The organism is Oceanibium sediminis, from assembly GCF_003265325.1.
Taxonomy (GTDB): domain Bacteria; phylum Pseudomonadota; class Alphaproteobacteria; order Rhodobacterales; family Rhodobacteraceae; genus Halovulum; species Halovulum sediminis.
On sequence record NZ_QGNX01000075.1, the window covers coordinates 1 to 366 of the forward strand.

General features: G+C 57.9%; 1 rRNA gene. It reads right to left on the reverse strand.

Features of this window, described 5'->3' with window-relative positions:
• Positions 1–38: 38 nt before the first annotated feature.
• A 5S ribosomal RNA gene (rrf, locus tag DJ029_RS21565) occupies positions 39–157 on the reverse strand.
• Positions 158–366 lie beyond the last annotated feature (209 nt).

Consider the following 366-nt stretch of genomic DNA (forward strand, 5'->3'; position numbering starts at 1 on the left):
AAGGAGGGGAGGCCCAAATTGACGCGAAAAGCAAAAAGGGAGTGCAACACGAGGACTTCCCAGGAGGTCACCCATCCTAGTACTACTCTCGCCCAAGCACGCTTAACTGCGGAGTTCTGATGGGATCCGGTGCATTAGCGCTGGTATGATCGCACCCGGGGTATATCCGCGGAAGAAACTATTTGCGCCTTCCGGAATGGAGGTTCCTGCGGACAGGCTTGGCGTGCCGAGGCCCTAACTTTCGATCCGCCCGCCCGATTCGCCATTATGATATATCGTCGGAAAGCTCGGGACGGGCTGATCGACGGGGCAAAGGGGCAAGCCCGTTTCGAGCCGCCGGCGTGGTCAAATTGGGCCATTCTCGAT